Genomic DNA, 351 nt, shown 5'->3' on the forward strand with positions numbered 1-351 from the left:
ACGCGCCCAAGAGGAGTCGAACCCCTAACCTTTTGATCCGTAGTCAAACACTCTATCCAGTTGAGCTATGGGCGCATATTTGTAATGCCGAGGACCGGAATCGAACCGGTACGGTGATCACTCACCGCAGGATTTTAAGTCCTGTGCGTCTGCCAGTTCCGCCACCCCGGCGTTGTTACTTTGGCAAAGCGGAAAACGGGGTTCGAACCCGCGACCCCCACCTTGGCAAGGTGGTGCTCTACCACTGAGCTATTTCCGCGTGTTTATGATGCCGGCTAAAGGACTTGAACCCTCGACCCTCTGATTACAAATCAGATGCTCTACCAACTGAGCTAAGCCGGCATGTCATTA

At 53.3% G+C, this 351-nt stretch carries 4 tRNA genes; all 4 read right to left on the reverse strand.

The features are described 5' to 3' along the window. Position 1: 1 nt before the first annotated feature. Positions 2-75, reverse strand: a tRNA-Arg gene (locus AB3H90_RS14370). Between the two features lie 10 nt (positions 76-85). Further along, a tRNA-Leu gene (locus AB3H90_RS14375) sits at positions 86-171 on the reverse strand. 16 nt (positions 172-187) lie between these two features. After that, a tRNA-Gly gene (locus AB3H90_RS14380) sits at positions 188-259 on the reverse strand. Between the two features lie 10 nt (positions 260-269). Continuing rightward, positions 270-342 (reverse strand) — tRNA-Thr (locus tag AB3H90_RS14385). Between the last annotated feature and the right edge of the window lie 9 nt (positions 343-351).

This window comes from Enterococcus sp. C63 (assembly GCF_040887215.1).
GTDB classification, from domain to species: Bacteria; Bacillota; Bacilli; order Lactobacillales; family Enterococcaceae; genus Enterococcus_B; species Enterococcus_B hirae.